At 56.9% G+C, this 19,207-nt stretch carries 21 protein-coding genes; 20 read left to right on the top strand and 1 reads right to left on the bottom strand.

The features are described 5' to 3' along the window. The first annotated feature begins 14 nt into the window (after positions 1-14). The 13 genes from ABFZ83_RS08905 to ABFZ83_RS08845 all read left to right on the top strand — a co-directional run bounded on the left by ABFZ83_RS08905 (position 15) and on the right by ABFZ83_RS08845 (position 9,015). Positions 15-1,232 carry a phage major capsid protein gene (locus ABFZ83_RS08905; RefSeq protein WP_411816199.1) on the top strand — a complete coding sequence of 406 codons (1,218 nt, stop codon included), beginning with the start codon at positions 15-17 and terminating at the stop codon, positions 1,230-1,232. A 129-nt stretch (positions 1,233-1,361) separates the two neighbouring features. Then, the gene (locus ABFZ83_RS08900; RefSeq protein ID WP_411816198.1) at positions 1,362-1,907 is read left to right on the top strand and encodes a head-tail connector protein; all 546 of its coding nucleotides are present in this window, start codon (positions 1,362-1,364) and stop codon (positions 1,905-1,907) included. 8 nt (positions 1,908-1,915) lie between these two features. Further along, positions 1,916-2,215 carry a phage head closure protein gene (locus tag ABFZ83_RS08895; protein WP_411816197.1) on the top strand — a complete coding sequence of 100 codons (300 nt, stop codon included), beginning with the start codon at positions 1,916-1,918 and terminating at the stop codon, positions 2,213-2,215. Beyond that, positions 2,212-2,628 (top strand): DUF3168 domain-containing protein, encoded by a 417-nt coding sequence (locus ABFZ83_RS08890; RefSeq protein ID WP_411816195.1) that lies wholly within the window; start codon positions 2,212-2,214, stop codon positions 2,626-2,628. The genes ABFZ83_RS08895 and ABFZ83_RS08890 overlap by 4 nt, the downstream gene beginning before the upstream one ends. Beyond that, positions 2,625-3,047 carry a phage major tail protein, TP901-1 family gene (locus tag ABFZ83_RS08885; protein ID WP_411816194.1) on the top strand — a complete coding sequence of 141 codons (423 nt, stop codon included), beginning with the start codon at positions 2,625-2,627 and terminating at the stop codon, positions 3,045-3,047. Before ABFZ83_RS08890 ends, ABFZ83_RS08885 begins: the two co-directional genes overlap by 4 nt. After that, on the top strand, positions 3,047-3,364 hold the full coding sequence (locus ABFZ83_RS08880) for a GTA-gp10 family protein (RefSeq protein ID WP_411816193.1): 318 nt from the start codon (positions 3,047-3,049) through the stop codon (positions 3,362-3,364). The genes ABFZ83_RS08885 and ABFZ83_RS08880 overlap by 1 nt, the downstream gene beginning before the upstream one ends. Continuing rightward, positions 3,361-3,531, top strand: a complete 171-nt coding sequence (locus ABFZ83_RS08875) for a phage tail assembly chaperone (RefSeq protein ID WP_411816192.1) — start codon at positions 3,361-3,363, stop codon at positions 3,529-3,531. The genes ABFZ83_RS08880 and ABFZ83_RS08875 overlap by 4 nt, the downstream gene beginning before the upstream one ends. Next, positions 3,515-4,060 carry a phage tail tape measure protein gene (locus tag ABFZ83_RS08870; protein WP_411816191.1) on the top strand — a complete coding sequence of 182 codons (546 nt, stop codon included), beginning with the start codon at positions 3,515-3,517 and terminating at the stop codon, positions 4,058-4,060. The genes ABFZ83_RS08875 and ABFZ83_RS08870 overlap by 17 nt, the downstream gene beginning before the upstream one ends. A gap of 12 nt (positions 4,061-4,072) precedes the next feature. After that, positions 4,073-4,705 carry a TIGR02217 family protein gene (locus ABFZ83_RS08865; protein ID WP_411816190.1) on the top strand — a complete coding sequence of 211 codons (633 nt, stop codon included), beginning with the start codon at positions 4,073-4,075 and terminating at the stop codon, positions 4,703-4,705. Next, on the top strand, positions 4,705-5,565 hold the full coding sequence (locus ABFZ83_RS08860; protein ID WP_411816189.1) for a DUF2163 domain-containing protein: 861 nt from the start codon (positions 4,705-4,707) through the stop codon (positions 5,563-5,565). Before ABFZ83_RS08865 ends, ABFZ83_RS08860 begins: the two co-directional genes overlap by 1 nt. Next, entirely contained in the window at positions 5,562-6,014 is a 453-nt protein-coding gene (locus tag ABFZ83_RS08855; protein WP_411816188.1) for an NlpC/P60 family protein, read from the top strand. Before ABFZ83_RS08860 ends, ABFZ83_RS08855 begins: the two co-directional genes overlap by 4 nt. Beyond that, positions 6,014-7,381: a hypothetical protein gene (locus ABFZ83_RS08850; protein ID WP_411816187.1), complete on the top strand. Its 1,368-nt coding sequence runs from the start codon at positions 6,014-6,016 to the stop codon at positions 7,379-7,381. The genes ABFZ83_RS08855 and ABFZ83_RS08850 overlap by 1 nt, the downstream gene beginning before the upstream one ends. Next, a complete protein-coding gene (locus ABFZ83_RS08845; protein ID WP_411816186.1) occupies positions 7,264-9,015 on the top strand; it encodes a phage tail protein in 1,752 nt (583 codons plus the stop codon). The genes ABFZ83_RS08850 and ABFZ83_RS08845 overlap by 118 nt, the downstream gene beginning before the upstream one ends. A gap of 1 nt (position 9,016) precedes the next feature. Here the strand turns inward: ABFZ83_RS08845 and ABFZ83_RS08840 are convergent, their stop codons facing one another. After that, entirely contained in the window at positions 9,017-10,801 is a 1,785-nt protein-coding gene (locus ABFZ83_RS08840) for a DUF885 domain-containing protein (RefSeq protein ID WP_411816185.1), read from the bottom strand. A 182-nt stretch (positions 10,802-10,983) separates the two neighbouring features. On the opposite strand from ABFZ83_RS08840, the gene ABFZ83_RS08835 reads away from it, so the two are divergent. The 7 genes from ABFZ83_RS08835 to ABFZ83_RS08805 all read left to right on the top strand — a co-directional run bounded on the left by ABFZ83_RS08835 (position 10,984) and on the right by ABFZ83_RS08805 (position 19,120). Then, positions 10,984-11,958, top strand: coding sequence for a DnaJ C-terminal domain-containing protein (locus ABFZ83_RS08835; protein WP_411816184.1), 975 nt, complete (start codon positions 10,984-10,986; stop codon positions 11,956-11,958). Positions 11,959-12,048: 90 nt separating this feature from the next. Then, complete coding sequence (locus ABFZ83_RS08830; protein WP_411816183.1) at positions 12,049-13,470, top strand: hypothetical protein; 1,422 nt, start codon at positions 12,049-12,051, stop codon at positions 13,468-13,470. 98 nt (positions 13,471-13,568) lie between these two features. Further along, positions 13,569-14,789: an alpha/beta fold hydrolase gene (locus ABFZ83_RS08825; RefSeq protein WP_411816182.1), complete on the top strand. Its 1,221-nt coding sequence runs from the start codon at positions 13,569-13,571 to the stop codon at positions 14,787-14,789. Between the two features lie 112 nt (positions 14,790-14,901). After that, a complete protein-coding gene (locus tag ABFZ83_RS08820; RefSeq protein ID WP_411816181.1) occupies positions 14,902-16,413 on the top strand; it encodes a Do family serine endopeptidase in 1,512 nt (503 codons plus the stop codon). Positions 16,414-16,531: 118 nt separating this feature from the next. Next, entirely contained in the window at positions 16,532-17,212 is a 681-nt protein-coding gene (locus ABFZ83_RS08815) for a response regulator transcription factor (RefSeq protein WP_411816180.1), read from the top strand. Between the two features lie 7 nt (positions 17,213-17,219). After that, positions 17,220-18,644 carry an ATP-binding protein gene (locus ABFZ83_RS08810; RefSeq protein ID WP_411816179.1) on the top strand — a complete coding sequence of 475 codons (1,425 nt, stop codon included), beginning with the start codon at positions 17,220-17,222 and terminating at the stop codon, positions 18,642-18,644. A gap of 191 nt (positions 18,645-18,835) precedes the next feature. Then, positions 18,836-19,120, top strand: a complete 285-nt coding sequence (locus ABFZ83_RS08805; RefSeq protein WP_411816178.1) for an HU family DNA-binding protein — start codon at positions 18,836-18,838, stop codon at positions 19,118-19,120. Positions 19,121-19,207: the final 87 nt, after the last annotated feature.

The following is a 19,207-nucleotide window of genomic DNA, read 5'->3' as shown; positions in this document are numbered from 1 at the left end:
AAAAGGAGAGTACCATGAATATCGAAACCAAAGCGGGCAGTGACGTCCGCGGCGCAATGCGCGAATTTTTGACGGCGTTTGAAAGCTTCAAATCCGCCAATGATGAACGCCTTGATGCGCTGGAAAAGAAACGCAATGACGATGTGTTGCTGCGTGATAAAATCGACCGCATCAACAAGGCCGTCACCGAACAAAAAGACGTGGTTGACCGCATCGCCCTCAAGGCGCATCGTCCGGCGCTGCATGGCGGTCAAACGCCTGAACCCGATGAGCGCAATGCCGCCTTTCAACGCTATATGCGCGCGGGCGATGTTGGAACGGCCTTAGAAGCGAAGTCCGTCAATACCGATAGCGGGGCGGAGGGCGGTTATCTCGCGCCGAACCAGGTAGAAAGCCTGATCACTGCGGCGGTCAAAGACATCTCGCCCATGCGCCAGATCGCGTCGGTGCGCGAGATCGGCGGTAATGTGTTCCGTAAGCCCGTCTCGAATGGCGATGCCGCTGCCGGCTGGGTCGCAGAAACCGGCGCGCGGGTCGAGACCACTTCGCCTTCGCTAACGGCGCTCGATTTCCCGACCATGGAACTTTACGCCATGCCCGCCGCAAGCCAGACATTGCTCGATGACTCCATCGTCGATATCGAACAATGGCTCGCAGATGAGGTGCAAACCGAATTCGCCGTACAGGAATCAGCAGCCTTTATCGGCGGTGATGGCACCAGCCAGCCAAAAGGCATTCTGTCTTATACAATTGCGGCGGATGATGTGCGCAGCGCGAGCGAGCTTGGCTATATTGCAACGGGCGTGGATGGTGCCTTTGCGGCGTCGAACCCGTCTGACAAATTGCTCGACCTGATCTATGCGCCGAAACAGGCCTATCGCGCCAATGGCCGGTTCGTGATGAATCGTTCCGTTGTCGGTGCATTGCGCAAGTTCAAAGACGCAGATGGCAATTATTTGTGGCAGCCCAATAGCGAACCGGGCGAGCCAGCACGGCTCATGGGCTATGCGGTGACCGAAGCGGAAGACATGGATGATATTGCCTCGGACAGTCATTCAATCGCGTTTGGTGATTTCCGCCGGGGCTATTTGATCGTTGATCGGGTTGGCGTGCGCGTGTTGCGCGATCCGTTCTCCGCCAAGCCTTATGTTCTGTTCTATACGACAAAACGTGTGGGTGGCGGCATCCAGGATTTTGATGCGATCAAGTTCCTGAAATTCGCTGTGTCTTAGGATATTCGTGACGGTCGTCATCCCGGACTCGATCCGGGATCCATTGGTTTTTTCGGTGGATTGCGGGTCGTAGCCCGCAATGACGACGGTCGTTACTTTCCACGCACCAACCAACGGACGAGTTGCGTTATGTCCCTTACTTTGATCACACCGCCAGCGGCGGAACCGATAAATCTTGCCGATATGAAGGCGCATTTGCGCGTCACCCATAGTGATGAAGACGCGCTGATTACTGGGCTCATCATCGCGGCGGTCCGCGCAATCGAGGCGCGGTGCGGTATTGCCATGATGGCGCAGCAATGGCGATTGCGACTTGACGAAATGCCCCGCTGTTTGACCCTGCCGATTGGACCGGTCTCCGCGATTGATGCAATCAACGTCACCGATATCGCGGGTACGGACCATTCGATTGGCGCTGGGGGCTATGCCTTCGCGCCGGGAAAGCCGGGCCGATTGCGTGCCGATACTCCATGGCCACAAGCGGCCCTTGGCGGGATCACAATTGATTTCACCGCAGGGTTCGACGGTGCGATACCCGCGCCCTTGCTGCAGGCCATCAAAATGCTCTGCGGCGCTTTTTACGAACAGCGCGAATCGACCAGCGAAATCCGGCGCTACGCGATCCCGGAAAGTTTTAATGCGCTGATCGCGCCCTATTGGGAGATGCGGCTGTGATCGGGAGCATGAACAGAAAAATTGAATTCCTGACCCCATCCCGCAGCGATGATGAGGGCGGCGGGGCCAGCCTTTCATGGCTGCCGGGGCCGGAATTATGGGCAAAAATCGAACGCCTGACCTCGACCCGCGATTTTACCGGTGACCGTAATAAGCGTTTGCGCCGGATCGCAGCATTAGTGCGCTTCCGCGCCGATATACCGCTCGGCCAGCGTGTCCGCTTCGATGGCGTAGAATACGAGGTCGTCAGTATAGAAAGCGATGATGATCGCCGCTTGACGCTCATTTGTGAGGAGGTGTTGTCATGATGGTCGCCTCTTGGGATTTGCAAAAAGCGATCTATCAACATCTGCGAAATGACGAAGCGATCAAGGCCGAACTCGGCACGCCCGCACGCATCTACGACGACGCGCCACCCGGCGCGGTGTTTCCCTATCTGACGCTTGGCGAAACCCGCACGAGTGATTGGAAGGGCGTTGATGGCGGGGTCGAGCATGAGCTGAAGCTCTATGTGTTTTCGCGCTATGCGGGTCGCCGCGAAGTCAAACGGATTCTGAGCGCCGTCTATGACGCGCTTCATGAAACCGCGCTGACCCTGCCTGACCACGAGCTGGTCAATCTCCGCTTTGTTTTTGGTGATGTGTTCCGCCGACAAGACGGCGAGACCTATCAGGGCGTGGCCCGGTTTCGCGCCGTAACCCATGAAAAGGAAATCTCATGACTGCACAACGGGGCAAAGACCTCTTACTCAAGATTGGCGATGCCGGTGATCCCGAAAGCTTTTCGATCATCGGGGGCCTGCGCACAAAAACCTTATCGCTCAATACACAGATGATCGACGTGACCCATGCGCAATCTATTGGTGGCTGGCGCGAATTACTGGCCGGAGGCGGGGTCCGTCAGGCGTCAATTTCCGGGGCCGGTGTGTTTTTAAACGGTGCCGCCGCATCCACCGTCCGGACGGTGTTTTTTGCGGGCGAAACCCGGCATTGGGAAATCATCATCCCCGGCTTCGGGACGGTTTCCGGCGCGTTTTTGATCACCAATCTCGATTACGCAGGCGAGCATGACCGCGAAGCGACAATGGCGCTTGCGCTCGAATCTGCGGGCGAGATCAGCTTCGTGGCGGAGGGTGCCTGATGACCCATCCACGCGGTGATGTTCGCCTACAGATTAATGGCGAGGAGCGAGTGTTGCGCCTGACGCTGGGTGCGCTCGCGGATATTGAGGACAAGCTCGGCGGGGGCGATCTTGCGGCGTTGCAGGAGCGGCTTAAAAACCCGCGCATCAGCGACATTGTGCTGATCCTTCATGCGCTTATTGCGGGCGGCGGTACCCCCTTGGCGATGGAGGCGCTCAAGGCGAGCGATCTCGACCTGAGCGAAGCGAGCAAGGCCATCGCCAAAGCATTTTCCGCGTTGGAGGCTGCGCCGGGAAAGTCACAAGCTGGCCCATGATGTTGCGTTTCGCAGTCGCATCCATGGGCGTGATGCCGCAATGCTTCTGGCAACTCTCCGTTCACGAATGGAATGCGCTGACGCAAACCCCGCGCGGCATGGGCCAGCAGGATCTTGCGCAATTGATTGAGCAAATTGAAGGAGATCGAAATGGCGGAAACAATTAACGTCAAGGTAGATACGAGCGGGATCACGGAAGCCGGTTTGGAAATCGAGCGCCTTGCCCGCGATCAAATCGCGCCAGCGGCAATGTTGATCGAAGATGCGTTTGCGGTTGCGGCGCGGTCAATCCAATCCAATCTAGCGCGCGCGGCGGAGCGCGGCGAGCTATCGCTGAAAAAACTCTCTCAAGCGCTTTTGCGCGACCTTCGCGGCTTCGCCATCGACAGTCTGGTTCGCCAGCCGGTGCATAATCTGGTCAGCAATGCCTTGACCGGGGCGTTTGGCGGTGCGCGCGCCAATGGCGGTCCGGTTGCGTCGGGGCAGGCCTATCTGGTCGGCGAGCGCGGGCCGGAATGGTTCACCCCGACCCAAGGCGGCATCGTCCAGCCCATGGGTCGGGCCGGGGGCGTTGGTGGGGTGAACGTCAATATCACCCTGCCATCTGTAACGGATACGGACAGTTTTCGCCGGTCGGAAACCCAAATCGCAAGCGCTCTGGCGCGCGCCGTCGCGCGTGGTCAACGAAACGCATAAGGACCCAAGGTCATGAACTTCCACGAAGTCTTATTCCCCATCGATATTGCGCTTAATTCCGAAGGCGGCCCGAGCCGAAAAACGGAAATCCATGCGCTCAATTCGGGCTATGAGGAACGCAACAGCCCCTGGGCCGGGTCGCGGCGATCATTCAATGCGGGTTATGGCGTCAAATCCATTCGCGATATTGAAAATATCATTGCCTTTTTCGAGGCCCGCCATGGACGGCTTTATGGGTTCCGGTTTCGCGATCCCTTTGACAATAAAAGCTGCGCTATTGCCGATACGCCATCGCCAGAAGACCAGTTGATCGGCACCGGTGACGGTGATGAAGTCGGTTTTACGCTTTTAAAAACCTATAATTCCGGCGCACATGACTATCAAAGACCGATTACAAAACCGGTCGAAGGGACTGTCCGCATTGCGGTCGATGGCAGCGAATTAACGCGGGGTGCTGATTTTACCGTCGATCCGACAACGGGTCTGGTCACCCTAACGGCTCCACCCCCGAGTGGGGTCAGCGTCACCGCCGGTTTTGTTTTCGATGTGCCGGTGCGATTTGATAGCGATGATCTGCGGATCAATCTCGCGGCGTTTCGGGCGGGGGATATTCCCTCTATTCCGCTGATTGAGGTTCTGGTCTGATGCGTGCGCTTGATAGTCAGTTTGCGGCGCATCTTGCGGGCGGGGCGACGACGCTTGCTACCTGTTGGCGCATCGTGCGTCGGGACGAGACGGTTCTAGGGTTTACCGATCATGATCGCCCGCTTGCGTTTCTGGATACGATATTTCGCCCGGAAACAGGCGCAAATGGTAGCGCAATGAATAGCTCAGCCGATCTCGGGGCGGATAACGCCGAAATCGAAGGGTTGTTATCGTCGGTTGAAGGCGAAGATCTCCGCGCGGGCCGGTATGATGGCGCAGGGATAGAGATCTATCGCGTAAATTGGGCGCAGCCATCGCAACATGTCTTGCTCAAGGCGGGGACGATTGGCGAAGTCACCCATAGCGGCAGTCAATTCCGGGCGGAATTGCGCGGGCTCTCCCATGCGCTCGACCAGCCCACAGGGCGGATCTATCAGCGGCTTTGCGATGTCAATTTCGCCAGCGCGCAATGCGGCGCAGGCGCGCCCTTTGTAAGCGCCAGTGTCGCGATGTTGCGTGATGATCAAAATTTCATCGCCGATGGATTGAGCGGCTATGACGATGGCTGGTTCGCCCACGGATTGTTGCGATGGACGAGCGGCGGCAATGCGGGTTTGACCGGCTTTGTTAAAAGCCAGTCAAGCGGCGGCGCAATATCGCTTTGGCTGCCAGCAGGGGCGGCGATTGAACTCGGTGATGAATTCGAGGTTCAAACCGGTTGCGACAAACGGTTTTCTACCTGCCGGGACAAGTTTTCAAACCAGATCAATTTTCGCGGCTTTCCGACCATGCCCGGCAATGACGCCGCGATTTCCTATCCGCTGCGATCTGAAACCAATGATGGAGGTCGGCGCGCATGACCAGCTTCACCGCATTCCGTTCACGCATAGACATTATCGACGCCGCCCGCGATTGGATCGGTACCCCCTATCGGCATCAGGCAAGCACGCGCGGTGCGGGGTGTGATTGCCTTGGCCTGGTGCGTGGGGTCTGGCGTACGCTTTACGGGGCGGAGCCTGAAACACCGCCGGCCTATACGCCCGATTGGAATGAACGCAATCACAGCGCGGAGCCATTATTGAGTGCGGCGCGGCGCAATTTGATCGAGCGCAAAGATGGCCGCTTTTTGCCCGGTGATGTTTTGGTGTTTCGCGTGGTGCCCGATGGACCGGCCAAACATTGCGGCATTGCCAGTGGGCCGGAGCAATTCATCCACGCCTATGCGGGCCGAAAGGTCGTCGAGAGCTGGATGAACCGTTGGTGGCTGGCGCGGATTGCGGGCGTTTATATCTTTCCGGGAGCAGAATAATGGCGCAACTTTTATTGACCGCCGCTTCGGGCGTTGGGTCCGCAATTTCGAAGGCCGGGATCGGCGCGTTTCTCGCCCGCACCGCCGCAACGACCGCCGCGTCCTATGCTGCCGGTTATGCGGACCGGTTGATTTTCGGGCCGCGCAAGCGTTCGGTCGAAGGGCCGCGCCTTGATAGTTTTTCGGTTCAGGCCGCGCAGGAAGGCGCAGCCATCTTGCGGGTCTATGGGCGCGCGCGGATTTCAGGCCAGTTGATCTGGGCAGCGAATTTCAAGGAAACATCGGCGGAAACCACAGAGGCGATCGGCGGTAAAGGCTCGCGTCCCGCCGCACAAACAACCTATACGGAATATTTATATTCGATCTCCTTTGCGGTTGGTCTGTGCGAAGGGGAGATTGACCGGATTGGGCGGGTCTGGGCCGATGGCAAGCCGCTTGATTTGTCAAAGCTCAATGTGCGGGTCTATCGCGGCAGTGAAACCCAGAATCCGGATTCGCTGATCGAAGCGGTCGAAGGCCTAGCCCCGGCCTATCGCGGGTTGGCCTATGTGGTGTTTGAGGATTTACCGCTCAAGGACTTTGGCAATCGGATCCCGCAGCTATCCTTTGAGGTGGAAAAAAGCCTCAAAAAAACAGACGAAACCGCGCTTGAAAATCGCCTGACCGCCATCTGCCTTATCCCCGGCTCTGGTGAGTTCGTCTACGGCACCACCGGAGTTACCCGCGTGATCGACGAAGGGGTGACCGCGTCTGAGAATATTCACAACAATCAGGGCGTCACTGATTTTTCGGCGTCGATTGATGCGCTGCTCGATGCGACACCAAACCTCAACCATGTTTCGCTGGTGGTCAGTTGGTTCGGCAATTCAACCCATGCGGGGACGTGCCTGTTACGGCCGGGGGTCGAGAACCGCGACAAGCAAACGATCCCCTATGACTGGACCGTAAGCGGGGCGGGGCGCGAGGCAGCCTATTTGATCTCAACCCATAATGGCGGCGCGGCCTATGGCGGAACACCATCAGACCAGAATGTGATTGAAACCATCCGGGCCCTGAACGAGCGGGGTCTAAAGGTGATGTTTCATCCGTTTATCCTGATGGACGCGGCGGGTTTTCCCTGGCGCGGGCGCATCGCAGGCAGTGATCAATCCGCTTTGGCGACAGCCGAGATTGCCAGTTTTTTCGGCGCAGTCGCCCCGGCAGATTTCCCGGTAAGTGGTGATCAAATTGGCTATACGGGGCCGGCGGAATGGTCGATGCGGATCGGCAATATGTTTATGCGTGGGACGCGCGGCCTTTCCCGGATTTCCCGGCGCGCTCGGATATTTGGGGCGATACGGCAAATTGGGAAAAAGGTCATTGGCTGAACGGGCGGCTTGGGCGCGCGCCGCTGGGTTTGTTGGTCTCGGCCTTGGCGGATGAAGCGGGCATGATGGCGCTGGAAGCCCATAGGCTCGAAGGCGTTGTCACCGGCTATATCATCGACCGGCCAATGTCAGCGCGCGAGATGATTGATCCGCTTGCGGATATATATCAGTTCGATGTGGTTGAAACCGGCGGCACAATAACTTGCCAGCCGCGCCATGCTGCGCCAGTTCTCTCGCTCGGCGTTGATGATTTGCTGGCGCAAGATGAAGGCGCATTCAGTCACCATCTGGCGCAGGAGGCAGACCTGCCCTCGGCCTTTCGGTTGGGCTTTATTGACGAGCAGGACGAATATGGCACGGCCGTGGCCGAGGCCCGTGATCCCGGCGCGCGGCCCATAAAAGAAATCGGCATTGATCTGGCGGCGGTGATCCCGGCGGCGGAGGCCGAAGCCCGCGCACGGTCGATATTGGCGGATGCGTGGGTCATGCGTGAGACTTTGAAATTTACCTTGCCGCCATCGGCGCTGGCGATTGAACCGGGCGATTCCATAACGCTGCATGCGCTTGGGGAGGGGCGGCATTATCGCATTACCGAAATTGACGATGCGGGCGCGCGCGAATGTGCCTTGGTGCGTGTTTCACCGGACGTATATAATGCGCCCGTCGGGCCAGCGATTTTCACGCCGCCACCATCCGTCCCCGTCTATTCAGCACCGATTTGGGAGGTGATGGATCTGCCAATGATGGGCGCGGAAACTTCGCCGATGTTCGCTGCCTTTTCGGACCCGTGGCCCGGCGGTGTCGCGCTTTATCGCAGTGCGGGTGGTGCGCCGCTATTGGCCGGGCGTGCCCCTGCGCGGGCGGTGATGGGGCGACTTGAATCTGCGCTTGCGCCTGCGCCTTCGGGGCGTTGGGTAAAGACCACGGCCGACCTACGCCTTGCTTTTGGCAATCTCGCCTCGCGCCAGCATGACGATATTTTCGCGGGCGCAAATACGCTTTGTGTGCTGGCCGATAATGGCGGCTGGGAGGTGATGCAGTTCCGCGATGCCACCCTTAATGAAGATGGTAGCTGGCGCGTCTCGCGGCTGTTGCGCGGGCAGGCAGGCACCGAAGCAGAAGCGCAAAGCGGCGCGAGCCTCGGCGCGAGGGTGGTGTTGTTATCCCCGGCGGTGACGCCGATCGAATTTTCCAGCGATCTCCGTGGGCTTGAATTTGATTGGCAAGCGGGACCCGAGCAGGACATTCCCGATACGGAGAATTTCACGCGCGAAACCATGACGTTAACCCAGCGGGCATTGCTGCCACTATCGCCGGTGCATCTAAAGGCCAAACGCACGGGCGATGACATTGCGCTTAGCTGGGTGCGCCGTACGCGGTCAGGCGGTGATAGCTGGCAAGGGGACGTCCCCTTGGGCGAGGTCTTTGAGCGATATCGTATTCGGATCTTTGACGGCGAAACAATGGTCCGCACGGAAGAGGTCGATGCGCCTCTATACCACTATGTCAATGCGGATATGGTGACGGATTTTGGCGGCGTAGCGCCGGAACATTCGATCACCATCTCCGTTGCGCAACTATCGGACGCCGTGGGCGACGGCATCGCCGCCCACCGGGAGTTGGTGATTGGATAGGCTATTTCGCCGCTTCTTCCTTGATCCATGCTTCGACATTGGCCCGCATGACCGAAATCGGGGCCATGCCCACTTCGAGCACATGATCGTGGAAGGCACGAATATCGAACCGGTCGCCAAGCCGTTGTTCGGCTTCGCGCCGGAGGGCGAAAATCTCAAGCCCGCCGGTGTCATAGCCGGTCAATTGACCCGGAATGACGGCCATACGATCAAGCAAGACGTCGGCGCTTTCTTCGTTAAAGCGTCCGGTTTCAATGAAATAGGCCGCCGTTTCTTCATTGGTCCAGCCATATGCATGAAGGCCGGGATCGCCAACCATGCCGCGCGACGGCCATGCGCGCCGGGTGATTTCTCCGTAGACGTCATGATAGATACCGGCCTCTTCGGCAAGGGCTTCGGCATAGCGCGCCCAGCCCTCGACTGCGGCGGACGAGCCGAGCAGCTTCATCGCCGGATGCAGATCGCCTTTTTCCGCGAAAGTCGCCAATTGCAGATGGTGTCCCGGCCAGCCTTCGTGAATGACGACGACCATCGCTTCACCGCGGGTTTGTTCGGCCCAATCATCCGTATTGATCCGATAGGTCGCCGGGCCTTTCGCTGCTTCCATCGGTTCATAGCGCGACGATTGCCCCGTGCCTTTAAGGTAATCGGGATAGGGTTCAACGATCATTTGCTGTTTGGGGAGCGCGGTGAAAAACGGCTCGGATTTGTCGCGGGTGTGGTCAACCTGATCGCGCGTAAAGCTGATCAGTTCTTCCTCGCTTTCAAACCGGTTGCCGGGTGCGTCTTTTACCCGCGCAAGAATTTCCGCAAGATCACGGGTGCCAAACACCTCTTCGCCGCGATCAAGAAGCCCTTCCATATTGGCGGCGACGGCCTTTTTGCCATTCTCGAAGGTCGCTTCCGATCCGATCTGCGCGCCGTGGAACAGGCGCAAAAACGCTTCGTAACAAGCATCCCCATCGGGCAGGACCGTAACCGCCAGCGCATCGCGCGCGGCGGGCATATAGCGATCGTTCAAAAAGGCCCGGTAGGATGCGATTGCCGGATTGAGTTCTTCGGTCACGAGTTTTTCAGCGGCTTCGGTAAATTCCGGGGCGTCGGTGACGTTTTTTGCAAAGCCAATAAAGGGCGATTGCGCGGGCGGCGCGGCCAGGATGATATCGAGCTGTTTTATGACCCGCGCAACAACCCGTTTGGGTGCGGAATATCCTTGTGCCAATCCAGCCTCAAGATTGGCGCGGTCATGGGCAAGATAGGCCGGCAGTTTCGCCCAGCGCTCCAGCGCATCAGCGCGCTCTTCTTCGGTGGAGACCGGTTGCAGGGGAATGACCTGACCCAGCGAGTTTTGCCAACCGCTCATATGATTGAGCGACCAAAGCGGCGTTTTACAGACCCGCATCTCAATGCTCGCTACGAGCGCCTCTTTCAGGGATTGATGCAAGACCCAGTCATTGCGGTCTTCGATCTTGTCCGGATCAATCGCATTGACCCGCGCAAGCAATTGGTCTTCGGCGGCTTGGTATGCGGCGGATGCTTCGGGGCTGATATCCTCAAAATCGGCATTCGATACGCCGTAATCGGCGGCAAGCCCTGTTCCGACAAGATAGAGCGGGTGCACTTTGGCCAGTGCCCGCAGATAATCATCTGCGATCTCGGTAATGGTCTCTTTTTGCTGGGCAAGCGTTTCTTCGGCGGTCGTTTCGTTGCCAGCTTGTCGGCGTTCCCCGTCACAGGCCGAGAGGATCAGGGCCGATGCGGCCAATAAGAGGTATGATTTTTTCATGTATTCCCCATTTCTTTGTCTGATCTCGCCCGTATCATGGCCCGAAATCAATTGCCTATGTCAAAGCGGTCAGCCGTGGCTATTGCGGGGCGAATACCCTTACAAAGCCCTCGGGAGGGCTAATTTTTCCCCGGCAAAATTAACTCTAAAGACTTCATTTTGGGGTAAAATCACCTATCTCTATGGCCGTGGGCGCGCCGGTTTGCGCCCACTTTGGTGAAGAATTAGAGGATAAACGGGCCTTGGCACGAAACCCTTATATTGTTTTAGGACTATCTCCGAAGGCGACTGACGCAGAAATTAGGACCGCCTTCCGTCAGCTTGCCAAAAAATATCATCCGGACCGCAATCCCGGCGACAAGAAAGCCGAAGAGAAGTTCAAAGAAGTCTCGGCGGCGTTTGATATTCTGGGCGATAGCGAGCGGCGCAGAAAATACGATCATGGCGAACTCGACGACGAAGGTCGGGAGCGCGCGAACCCCTTTGGCCAGTGGTCGCAACGGGGCGGCAATGGTCAGGGCTATAGCGCGGGCCCCGGCGGTGGACCCGGCGCGGGCGCGAATTTCGAAGATTTAAGCGATATTTTCTCGGACCTTTTTGGCGCGCGGCAGCGGGCTTCGGCTCAGCAAATGCGCGGGCGCGATGTGCGCTACCGGCTTGATGTGGACTTTCTCGACGCGGTCAATGGCGCGAAAAAGCGGGTCACCATGCCCGATGGGCGCAATCTCGATTTGTCGATTCCGGCCGGTTTTGAGGATGGCCAGACCCTGCGCCTGAAAGGGCAGGGCGAACGCGGCCCCGGCGGCGCGGGCGACGTTTATGTCGAAGTCAAAGTGCGGCCCCATGCGATGTTTGAGCGCAAAGGCGATGACATCCATGTGGAAGTCCCGATCAGCATCAAACAGGCCGTTCTGGGCGGTAAAGTCACAGCGCCGACCATTGCCGGTGATGTTTCGGTCAATGTGCCAAAATATTCGAGTTCCGGAACCGTCTTGCGTTTGCGCGGGCGCGGCGTGCCGAAAGGCAAGAATGGCGGCGCGGGCGATCAATATGTCAAACTCAAGATCGTTCTACCCGAAGGCGGCGATGATGAACTCGAAGCCTTTGTGAAGAAGTGGAAGGGTGAAAAATCGCGCAAGGATTTTGCGGGCGCATAAACCGCATAGCGTTTGACCGCGGGCGGTTAAAATCGTACCGATAGCGCTTCCAGACGCGCAGCGATTCGACGGCGAACAAGAACAGGGCAGATGACACTTTCTCCGCGGAAAAGAGAACGCCTGAGTGCCTTTTTGGGTGAATTGCCCATGGCGGCGGCGGTAAAGCTGTTTTCTGCGTTAGAGGCCGATCGCGCGATTGGCGGAAAGGGCCTTCCGCATAACGCTATTCTCGATGATCTGCGTCAGCGCCTGGCCTCGCGCAATGCCGACTTGCCGTCGCGCCCGGAAAACGCAAAGCGCGCGTTCTTTGATCCGTTCGAGGATTATTTCATCAGCATACGGAGTGGCAAAAAGCGTCGCGCGCAGATTGCCCGCACATCGCTGGAGCCGATCTGGCGCTTTATGATGACCGATTCCGCATTGACCGAAGCGGCAATGGCGGCGGCAGCGCTCGATGATGCCTATCGCGCAGGCGAGGGGAATGAGGCGCTTGAAAATGCGTTATTCCTCGCGGCGGAGGCCGGTCTGGGCCGTGTGTTCAGCCGCGCTCAGGAAAACAAAAGCTTCAAGAAAGATCTTGTGTCCCAGCTTGGCGGCGAGGGGTCATTGTTCGATCTCGAAGAATTATGGCAATTGCTCCCGGCGGTGGATTTATTGCGCGAGCTACGCAAAACCGTTCCTTCGTCTTCGCCGTCGCTAAACGAAGAACAGTTTTTCCAGCTTAGAAAATTATTCCTGTCTGCGCATGATCAATCGCCGTTTCTTGGCTCCTATATTTTGTTGGCGCTGAAAGGCAGGCTCGAAGCACCTTGGCGTGCATTGGGCGTTTATTATCATCTCGCGCGCAGTGCGGATGAGCAGCTCAATGATGCCCGCGATGCAGTTATGGCACTGCCCGAAAGTTTGTTCGAGGATATCGAAGAGCTTGCCCGGGCGATGGAGCGCGCTTGCGCAAAACCGTTAGACGCGCAATCGGCGATGGTGCGCATTGCCTATTTTGCGGAGTATGCGGACGGTTTAATGCGGCAGGCAACGCGGACCGGTGACAATGTGTTTGTCAATCGAATCGAAGCGTGCCGCGATATTGCCAGCGAAGCCCATGCAAGATTTCTGGAGCAGGGGCTTGCCACTATGCGCGAAGCATTGCCGACGCGCCGGTCGAGCGGATCAAGCCGGCTCGCACCGCCGCGCCCTGATTTTGCGCGCCCGCTTGCGCCCGAGCTTGTCAACGAAGGCAAGCGCGCGGTTGAATTGATTGTTGCGGCACCGCTTGATGCGCGGCGTTTGGGCGATGATCCCGCCAATGCCCAAGCCATGACCGACAGCGCCCATGAGCAGGCCAAGACCTATGCCAATGATCTGGTGGCGGAAATCCGCGCCGCCGAAGGTAATGACCGCGCAGCGGCGCGGCGGCTCCTTGATCAAACCCTATCGGTGGTCGGGCCCTTACTGAAAAGTGATGAAATCGGCCTGATCCGTGACCGTGCTGCGGCTGCGGCCGTCACTGTATAGACTTATCTTCGTGCGTTCGGCGCGCTTCGCGGAAACGATTCTATGGTCGGTTCTGTTTGCGCAGAAGTTTAAAACAAGACGAAGAGTGGGAGCATCGCATGACCGGCGAAACCAAAAAGACTGAATTTAAAGCCAAGGGCGGCCAGACCTTGGCGGCGGCGCTTGAACTGCCGGCGCAGAAACCGCGCGCCTTTGCGCTATTCGCGCATTGTTTTTCCTGCACCAAAGATATCAAATCTGCCCGTGAATTGGCGCGCGCCCTAAGGGCCGCTGGCTTTGCGGTATTGCGGTTCGACTTTACCGGGCTCGGTTCATCCGAGGGTGATTTTTCGAATACGAATTTTTCGTCAAACATTGATGACCTTGTGAGCGCCGCAGATTATCTGCGTACGACTTATTCTGCGCCGAGCCTGATCATCGGTCATTCCTTGGGCGGCGCGGCCGCTTTGGTTGCGGCAGAGCGGATCCCGGAGATCAAGGGCGTTGCCGTGATTGGCGCACCGGCCGAGGCCGATCATGTGGCGCTTCAGATTGGCGAAAGCCGGAAAGAGATCGAAGAAAAGGGGCGTGCCACGGTAAAGCTCGCGGGCCGACCCTTTACCATCAAGAAACAATTTCTTGACGATCTGGCGGACCAGAACGTTCTCGAAAGCGCGGCGAGATTGAAAAAACCGCTATTGATCATGCATGCCCCAAGGGACCAGACGGTCGGAATAGAAAACGCCACGAAAATTTTTGTCGCCGCGAAACATCCCAAAAGTTTCGTTAGTCTTGATACGGCTGATCACCTTTTGACCAATCCCAAGGATGCGCATTATGCGGCCTCGGTTCTGGAGGCCTGGGCCGGGCGGTTTATTGACGCTCCAGCCAACGAGACCGCTGCCGCCCCCTCGGAACAAGCGCAAACAGCGCCGGCCTATAAGGGCGGGGCTTTGGCACAAACCATTGCGGGCGAGCCCTTGGCGGTTGCGCTATCGATCGACGGCCACCCCATGGTGATCGACGCAGGCACCGAGGATGGCGGTCATGATCTCGGGCCTAATCCCACCCGGACCTTGGAGGCTGCGCTCGCGGCTTGTGGGGTGATGACCATCAAGATGTATGCGCGCCGAAAGAAATGGGATGTCGAATCTGCTGAAATTCGTATTCGCCGGGGCCAGTCAGAGGATTCGCATGTGCCCCATGTGCTCGAAAAAGAACTGCACCTCACCGGAAATCTCGATGAGACCCAGCGGGCGCGGCTTCTGGAAATTGCCGACAAATGCCCGGTTCACCGGGTTCTCACCCAAGGAGTCAGCGTAAACTCCCGAATCGTTTGATATTTTTAACAAATTTTAATGCGAAGATAGCGCTTTGATAGCGTCCTATCGTGATTACTTACATTATGGTCACGGTTCGGGGCGCTTTCAGATCAGAAGGCATAGAAGGAATATGAAGTTGACGTCACAGATTACAAAACGAACATCCAGACGTCCTGTTGCGGTTCTTGCGGCGGGCGTTGCGGCTACGGCACTGACGATAGCCGGATTTGGTTTTTCTACCGCCGATGCGCAGGCTCCACGCTTGATGGCACCGCCTTTGGCCGCTGACGGTACGTTATCCTTTGCCGATCTTGTTGAACGTGTTAGCCCAGCCGTCGTGAGTGTTCTGGTCGAGCGCGAGGTTGAGCGACCCCGTCTGCCCCCGGGGCTCGATGGGTTCTTTAATTTCCGCTTTGGTGATCCCGAAAATGCGCCGCGCGATGATTTCGACGATGGCGGCACACAGAGCATGCAGGCGCAGGGCTCTGGGTTTTTCATCGATAACAAAGGACATATCGTCACCAATAATCACGTTGTCGCCGAAGCGGACAGCGTAAAAATTCGGCTGGCCAATGGCGACGAAGTCGATGCCGAGATCGTCGGTACCGATCCGTTGACGGACCTTGCGGTGCTCAAGGTAAAACCGATCAAGGGGCAAGCCTATGTCGAATTTGCCGATGATGTGAATCTCCGCGTTGGTGATTGGGTCGTGGCTGTTGGTAACCCGTTTGGGCTTGGCGGCACCGTGACCAGCGGCATCGTCTCGGCGATTGGTGGCCAGAACCGTGAAAACCAATATCTCGATTTCCTTCAGATCGATGCGCCGATTAACCGGGGTAATTCTGGTGGGCCGACCTTTGACCTTAAAGGCCGGGTCGTCGGGGTGAATACGGCGATCTTTTCGCCAAATGGCGGTAGTGTGGGCATTGGCTTTGCTATTCCCGCGCGGGTTGCAAAAGATATGGTTGCCCAACTGATTGAGAACGGTTCCGTCACGCGCGGTTGGCTTGGTATTCAATTGCAGGAAGTGACCAATGAGATCGCAGCGGCGATTGGCCTTAAAGATGATAAAGGCGTTCTCGTTGCGGATGTGATTGACGGCACGCCCGCGCAAAAAGCCGGTCTTCGTGATGGCGATGTCATTATCGGGATTGAAGGCGAAGAAGTCGAAACTGCGAATGCGTTGTCACGGCGCGTTGCGTCATTCCCGCCCGGTAAGAAAATTGACGTCAAAATTCACCGAGACGGAAAGATCCGTAATCTGACGGTTACGCTCGGCGCACGTGATGCGGAGCAGAATGTTGCCGAAGCAGACGTGCCATCGAACGACAATGACTCGCTGGCGGCGGATGTCGGACTGCGGGTCTCTGAACTGAACGATATGCTGCGTCAGCAATTCCGCGTACCGGACGATGTTGACGGTGTGGTTGTTACCGCCGTGCGTCCCGGTAGTCCCGCGCAGGATGCCGGGCTTCAGCCAGGGGTTGTGATTCTTCAGGTTGATGGAGAGCCTGTCGATTCCGGTGATGATTTGCGAGACAAGATCGCCAATGCCAAGAAAGCGAAAAAAGACGCCGTTCTCTTGCGCATGCAATATGGATCAAATCGCCAGTTCGGCGCGTTATCGCTGGATAACGAATAGCGTAACGGTTTTTACAGCGCTCCTATTCGGGACCGCCGCATGCCTTGTTTGGCCTTGCGATAGGTTTTGGGAGCGCTGTTTTCTATCCAATTCGCCAAACATATTGTAAGGTGGACTTATGAGAATTCTATTGGTTGAAGACGATGCAGAAGCGGCAGCCTATGTCGCTAAAGGCCTGAGAGAGGCCGGGCATGTGGTTGACCATGCGCTTGACGGCGAGACTGGCCTGAATATGGCGACTTCTGGTGGGTATGATGCCTTTGTCATCGACCGAATGTTGCCGAAAATGGATGGCTTATCCTTATTGTCCAAGCGACGCGAAGCGGGCGATGAAACGCCGGCGCTATTTCTCTCTGCGCTCGGCGAGGTTGATGATCGCGTTTCTGGCCTCAAGGCTGGCGGTGACGATTACCTCGTTAAACCCTATGCGTTTTCTGAGCTATTGGCCCGGATTGAAGCATTGGGTCGGCGCCGGACGCAGCCTGCGGGCGTGACCACGCGGTTTCAGGTCGCGGATCTTGAGCTTGACGTCCTGACGCGGACGGTGCGTCGTGCAGAAACCAAGATCGATCTCCAGCCGCGCGAATTTCGTCTGTTGGAATATTTGATGCGCCACGCAGGGCAGGTTGTAACCCGGACGATGTTGTTGGAGAATGTCTGGGAATATCATTTTGATCCGCAGACGAATGTTATTGATGTCCATATCTCTCGGCTGCGTGCCAAAATTGATAAGGATTTCGATAAGCCTTTGTTGAAAACCATACGCGGTGCCGGATACAGGTTATCGGAAGAGCCATAGGTAAGTGATGCTCCGTCTACTGCGCACGACATCGTTTCGATTCACGATTATCTATGTCGTGCTCTTTGCGGGAGCGATGGCGGCACTCGGGGCCTATCTTTACAGCGCGACATTTGGCGAAGCCGCCAAGCAGACCGACACTGTTATCGATAGTGAAATCGGTGTGCTTGCGGATCTTTTTTCGACTAGCGGGTCGGGCATGCTCACCCGCGTTATCCGCCAGCGCGTTGCTTGGTCGGATGATGCGATTTACATGCTAATTGGCGCGCCATCTGGTGCTGTTCTGGCGGGGAACTTGACCGCACTACCGCCCGAAGCGTTGACCGCTGAGGGTGATTTTTTCAACTTCAAATTCGAAAAACCGCTTGTTGATGCGGCGGGGCGTGAAGTCGGCGTTCAGCAGCGCGAGGCGCGCGGCAAGATGATGCGGTTTCGTTCCGCTCCTGACGCTGAGCAATCATATCTCGTTGTCGTTGCCCGAGATGTTGCGGGGCGGGAATATCTGCGCGAGCGCTCACAAAGCGTTGTTATGCGCGCCGCGTTGGTAACGATTGCATTTGGTGTTTTGATTGGCCTCATGTTTTCGCGGTCATTCCTGCGCCGCGTTGAGGTGGTCAATAAAACCACGCGGGCAATTCGGGGTGGTGATCTCTCCCAGCGTATTCCGACGACCGGTTCCGGTGATGAGCTTGATGATCTGGGTAAAAACCTTAATTCGATGCTCGATCAGATAGAGCGTCTGATGACTGGTATGCGTGATGTCAGCGATAACATTGCCCATGATCTGCGCTCGCCATTAACCCGTATCCGAAACCGTCTGAACAGCGCGCTCGAAGGATCAGCGGAAGATAAAGATGCGGCTTTGCGCGCGACCATTGACGATTCAGACAAGGTTCTCGCGACGTTTAATGCGCTTTTGTCGATCGCTCGCATTCGCTCTGGTGAGGGCGCGGGCGTGATGGAACTGATCGACATCGTGGCGATTGCGGAGGAGATGGCCGAGCTATATGAACCCGCCGCACAAGATGCCGGTTTTGATTTTTCTTTGGTGACTGCACCAACCCCGGCGGTTAAAGGCTCGCGTGAATTGGTATCGCAGGCCGTTGCGAATTTCCTTGATAACGCGCTCAAATATGCGGAGGGCGGATCAAAAATAGAACTTCGGGTTGAGCCTTCGAAAGATGGCGGTGCGGTCTTGTCGGTTGCCGATGATGGACCGGGTATTAAGGAAGAGGACAGAAACCGCGTATTGGAGCGCTTTGTGCGCCTTGAACAGAGCCGTACTACCCCAGGTAGCGGTCTCGGTTTATCGCTCGTATCCGCGATTGCGCGGGCGCATGGTGCTAGTCTGGAATTGATTGACGGCCTGCCGCAAAAGAATGGTGATTCGTTTGGTCTACGGATTGTTATGAAATTCGGGCCGCCGGAGTAAATTCGCTTTGGGGGCAGCGCAAAACGAATCGGAAAAGTGATTCGAATTGCCATTATTGCCAGATTCTAACAGGCTTTTAGCGTTATTGCCCTTGCGCGATTGGGGAAATCAGTTCTCACTTTCCACTATAAAATATTTGCAATCGCGGCTTTGCAAAGAATGCTGGGGCCGCATTTCGTGAGGGAAATGATATGAGCAAGGCAGAATTTATCGCCAATGTCGCGCAAGCAGGTGACATGAGCAATGCGGAAGCGAAGCGGGTTGTCGAGCTGGTTTTCGGCGAAATCGAAAAAGGTCTGAAGCGCGCCAAAAAAGAAGGCAAATATACAATCGGGACATTTGGTACCTTTACGGTTTCCAAGCGCGCGGCACGCAAAGGGCGCAATCCGCGCACCGGTGAAGAGATCAAGATCAAGGCATCGAAAAGCCTGCGTTTCAGGCCGTCATCAGCGTTGAAAGACGCAGCGGGCTGCTAAGAAACCAGTTTGCATTTCAACCTAAGTCAAACCGCTGATGGAATCGCTTCCTCAGCGGTTTTTTTGCTGGATTTTTATGCCCGGCCA

This window comes from Hyphococcus formosus (genome assembly GCF_046736345.1).
GTDB classification, from domain to species: Bacteria; Pseudomonadota; Alphaproteobacteria; order Caulobacterales; family Parvularculaceae; genus Hyphococcus; species Hyphococcus formosus.
This window is presented reverse-complemented; position numbering and strand designations above follow the sequence as displayed.

Bases quoted from the DNA above. Each gene is read 5' to 3' on its own strand.
- ABFZ83_RS08835 (WP_411816184.1), top strand. From the start codon at position 10,984: ATGGCCGTGGGCGCGCCGGTTTGCGCCCACTTTGGTGAAGAATTAGAG.
- ABFZ83_RS08905 (WP_411816199.1), top strand. From the start codon at position 15: ATGAATATCGAAACCAAAGCGGGCAGTGACGTCCGCGGCGCAATGCGC.
- ABFZ83_RS08815 (WP_411816180.1), top strand. From the start codon at position 16,532: ATGAGAATTCTATTGGTTGAAGACGATGCAGAAGCGGCAGCCTATGTC.
- ABFZ83_RS08885 (WP_411816194.1), top strand. From the start codon at position 2,625: ATGACTGCACAACGGGGCAAAGACCTCTTACTCAAGATTGGCGATGCC.
- ABFZ83_RS08860 (WP_411816189.1), top strand. From the start codon at position 4,705: ATGCGTGCGCTTGATAGTCAGTTTGCGGCGCATCTTGCGGGCGGGGCG.
- ABFZ83_RS08890 (WP_411816195.1), top strand. From the start codon at position 2,212: ATGATGGTCGCCTCTTGGGATTTGCAAAAAGCGATCTATCAACATCTG.
- ABFZ83_RS08810 (WP_411816179.1), top strand. From the start codon at position 17,220: ATGCTCCGTCTACTGCGCACGACATCGTTTCGATTCACGATTATCTAT.
- ABFZ83_RS08825 (WP_411816182.1), top strand. From the start codon at position 13,569: ATGACCGGCGAAACCAAAAAGACTGAATTTAAAGCCAAGGGCGGCCAG.
- ABFZ83_RS08875 (WP_411816192.1), top strand. From the start codon at position 3,361: ATGATGTTGCGTTTCGCAGTCGCATCCATGGGCGTGATGCCGCAATGC.
- ABFZ83_RS08865 (WP_411816190.1), top strand. From the start codon at position 4,073: ATGAACTTCCACGAAGTCTTATTCCCCATCGATATTGCGCTTAATTCC.
- ABFZ83_RS08900 (WP_411816198.1), top strand. From the start codon at position 1,362: ATGTCCCTTACTTTGATCACACCGCCAGCGGCGGAACCGATAAATCTT.
- ABFZ83_RS08840 (WP_411816185.1), bottom strand. From the start codon at position 10,801: ATGAAAAAATCATACCTCTTATTGGCCGCATCGGCCCTGATCCTCTCG.
- ABFZ83_RS08850 (WP_411816187.1), top strand. From the start codon at position 6,014: ATGGCGCAACTTTTATTGACCGCCGCTTCGGGCGTTGGGTCCGCAATT.
- ABFZ83_RS08855 (WP_411816188.1), top strand. From the start codon at position 5,562: ATGACCAGCTTCACCGCATTCCGTTCACGCATAGACATTATCGACGCC.
- ABFZ83_RS08880 (WP_411816193.1), top strand. From the start codon at position 3,047: ATGACCCATCCACGCGGTGATGTTCGCCTACAGATTAATGGCGAGGAG.
- ABFZ83_RS08895 (WP_411816197.1), top strand. From the start codon at position 1,916: ATGAACAGAAAAATTGAATTCCTGACCCCATCCCGCAGCGATGATGAG.
- ABFZ83_RS08830 (WP_411816183.1), top strand. From the start codon at position 12,049: ATGACACTTTCTCCGCGGAAAAGAGAACGCCTGAGTGCCTTTTTGGGT.
- ABFZ83_RS08845 (WP_411816186.1), top strand. From the start codon at position 7,264: ATGGTCGATGCGGATCGGCAATATGTTTATGCGTGGGACGCGCGGCCT.
- ABFZ83_RS08870 (WP_411816191.1), top strand. From the start codon at position 3,515: ATGGCGGAAACAATTAACGTCAAGGTAGATACGAGCGGGATCACGGAA.
- ABFZ83_RS08820 (WP_411816181.1), top strand. From the start codon at position 14,902: ATGAAGTTGACGTCACAGATTACAAAACGAACATCCAGACGTCCTGTT.
- ABFZ83_RS08805 (WP_411816178.1), top strand. From the start codon at position 18,836: ATGAGCAAGGCAGAATTTATCGCCAATGTCGCGCAAGCAGGTGACATG.